This is a genomic window from uncultured Cyclobacterium sp., assembly GCF_963976465.1.
Taxonomy (GTDB): Bacteria; Bacteroidota; Bacteroidia; order Cytophagales; family Cyclobacteriaceae; genus Cyclobacterium.
Map to the genome: position 1 here is coordinate 1 of NZ_CAXBOC010000607.1, position 2,973 is coordinate 2,973.

3 protein-coding genes are annotated in these 2,973 nt (G+C 39.3%); all 3 read right to left on the reverse strand.

Annotation, left to right across the window (positions count from 1 at the left end; all coding sequences use genetic code 11):
* Nucleotides 1-475: 475 nt before the first annotated feature.
* Nucleotides 476-1,522, reverse strand: a complete 1,047-nt coding sequence (locus AAC037_RS22825; RefSeq protein ID WP_339905874.1) for a serine hydrolase domain-containing protein — start codon at nucleotides 1,520-1,522, stop codon at nucleotides 476-478.
* Entirely contained in the window at nucleotides 1,519-2,625 is a 1,107-nt protein-coding gene (locus tag AAC037_RS22830) for an acyltransferase family protein (protein WP_339905876.1), read from the reverse strand. Before AAC037_RS22830 ends, AAC037_RS22825 begins: the two co-directional genes overlap by 4 nt.
* A 10-nt stretch (nucleotides 2,626-2,635) precedes the next feature.
* Nucleotides 2,636-2,973, reverse strand: a 338-nt coding sequence (locus AAC037_RS22835) for an ankyrin repeat domain-containing protein (protein ID WP_339905878.1), incomplete at its 5' end; no start/stop codon positions are given.

Consider the following 2,973-nt stretch of genomic DNA (forward strand, 5'->3'; position numbering starts at 1 on the left):
TTTTACAATTCCCTTTTTCGATACAATATCATTTACCTTGACTATTGTTACTTTTTTGCTACAGGTCAAAAAAGTAACCAATAAAACCCGCCGCTGAGTATCTTTTCGGCTAAAATTTAAGGCTACCCTCACACAGGCAAACTTTGGCATTTCAGGTGTGAGCTATTCAGCTTGCCTTTCCGGTACTTAATGCTCATATCTACGTCAAATATGCCTGTGTCCTTGCCAACCCCTACTTAAATTTCTAAACGCCGAAAATCTACAAGGCGGAAATTAATTTATCATATGACTTTAACCTAATTCAGTTTTATAAAAACCTGTCATCGGTAGGCTTAGGGAGGACTTTTAGTGGAGAAAGCTGTAAGTATCCAGAACAAGTTGAGACTGCCATTCCCTTTCCCTCCTCAGAAAACCCACTAAAAGGGTTCCCATTCTGGCTTCAGATAACTCACCTGACGTTATGATTAGGTATTGTTTAATCGCTATTAATGTTTAATTGATTCCTTTCCACAACGCTTACAATTCTGTTGTAGACTCTTTCTAATTTCAACCAAAAATTTTCTTTGCCGCTTGTATTTACGAATTGAACAACTACCGCATCAATATCACTGTGGTAACGAGCAATACTGGTGTATCCCGGGAGCCAACCTGTATGTTCATATGCATACACAGATGAATAAATAGCCTGTTCCTTATCGTTAAATAAGCTGCCATCAATTAATGCCCTAAGGAATGTCCCAACGTCTTCAGCTGTTGCAATCATAGAGCCTCCCGGTCTGGTATGATCCCATGATTTAAGGTCAGGTTCCCAGTCCATCAAGTAACCGCTCATTACCTTGTTGGAGTCTACCTCGCTGTAGAGGCTATAGGTCTCATCAAGTCCGAGCGGAATTAGAAGCTTATTCCGAATGAAATCGTGGTGAGAATAACCGAGCGTTCTGTCAAGAATTTCTCCAAGCAACAAGTAATTGGTATTGGAGTAGTCATATTTTTTATTGGGTTTAAAATCCGCCGCTTTATCATATATCAGTTCGGCTGTGGCCATATAACTTTCAGTAGTACCACTTTCGTATTCCGCTTCGTATATGAATTCCGGAATTCCGCTTCGGTGTGAAAGCATCATCCTTAGCGTAATTTGATCTGCGTAGGCTATGCGGTTGCTTACTTCGGGAATGAGTTCAACCAATGTTTGTTCGAGATCTAATTCTCCTGCAGCGACCAGTTTGGTGGTAGCTGCAGCCATATATAGTTTGCTAATACTGGCTATTTTGAACAAATCATGTGGATCAGCTGGTATTTGCTTTTCTCTATTATTGAATCCGGCACTATAAAATGAAGATTTTCCCGATTGATTCACATATACTATCATGCCGTCAAACTTGCCTTCAACGGCTTTTTGCATTTCCTCCTCAATAGATCCCGGTTGGTGAAACAGGTCCGTTATACAGCCGCTTAGAAAAGCAGCTGCTAGCGTGACGCTTAAAAGGAGATGGGCTAATGATCTTAGGGCTGGATAGTTCATAACTTACCTAATTTTAATTCTTTTTCTACAGCAATTGAATTTTCACGAAAGCTGGACTTTTCTTTCAAGCCAAAAAGTGGTCTTATCCAATTGATCCTCCTGATCAAAAACTCATAACTTATCAAACAGCCTGCAAAGGTGAGTAAGACAACTACAGCCAATTTCGCTAAAGGAGGAATGCCCATAGGAAATACAAACAAAGAGGCCAGATAAAGGAAGAACATATGTAAAATGTAAATTGGGTAAGCTGCAGTACTTAAATAGGATAGCACTTTGCTAGGCCGATTTAAATATTTATGTCCAAATCCAAAAACCGTATAAATCCAAAAATCAGATTCGACGGGAATTAAATATTGAGATAAACCAGTTGTGATTTGCTGCAAACGCAAAAGATATAGGGTAAATGCAAACAGCAATAAAGCCCATCTAAATTTTGTTACATTTTCCCAAAAAGGTAGTCCTGCATACACACAAAGGAAGCCTGTGAGAAAGGCTATCATTCCTAGCCAAAACCCATGTGGGGTCATTGCATACAGTTCGTAGTTTTCAGGTTGAACCAATTTTGCTTCTGCTATAAAAGGAATCATAAGCACTAAGAGTGCAAATGGACTTGCCATGAACCTATTCAATACTGCATATAACCTACCCTCTTGTTTGCTTTTTAGGTAAAAGAATAGCGGTGTAAAAATCAGCACATAAATAAAAATATTACCTAAAAACCATAAATGTCCCGGATTTACCATAAAGGTCAAATCTTGATTGTAATAGTATTGCCACAGCCAAACATGTAAGGGCACTATCACTAACATGCCAAAAATAAATGGAAGTAAAATTCGCTTTGTTCTTTCCAACAAAAGTTCTTTCCATGAACGTCGCTGAATGGCGAAATAGACGCCCATTCCTGAAACGAAAAACAGCAAGGGAATACGCCAGACGTTTAACATAGACATGGGTGTCCATATCCATTCCAGCGCTTCATTATTCTGGATAAACCCAATGAACACCCCCCATGGCTGAAAGCCAATTGCTATATGGTATATAAGTAATAAACCTATGGCAATTACCCTCAACCAATCGATATCATATCTTCTATTATTTATCATGGTGTAAAGATTATTGGTGGTTATTTATCAAGTCAGCAATCACTTTTCGGTCTTTTTTCAATTGATCATAGTCTAATTTTAGCCCCATTGGACCAAGGTTCTTACTTATTTCATCATATATCGGCACTACAGCTTCAAAAGGAGCTGAAACTGATTCCAGTGCAGTAGCATCATAGGAATTTTTAACTGCTATATCTGCCTTTTTCTCCAGCAGGGCCCTTACAATTTCCACTCTGCCATAAAATGCAGCTGTATGTAAAGGGGTGGAGCCATCCGAACTTTTTGCGTTTATATCTGCCCCACTCTTGATTAGCAACTCGGCCGCCTGTGTTTTTCCGAAAGTAGCGG

What these genes read in the sequence shown, in the direction of transcription:
- AAC037_RS22830 (WP_339905876.1), bottom strand. Translation starts at nt 2,625, where the DNA reads ATGATAAATAATAGAAGATATGATATCGATTGGTTGAGGGTAATTGCC.
- AAC037_RS22825 (WP_339905874.1), bottom strand. Translation starts at nt 1,522, where the DNA reads ATGAACTATCCAGCCCTAAGATCATTAGCCCATCTCCTTTTAAGCGTC.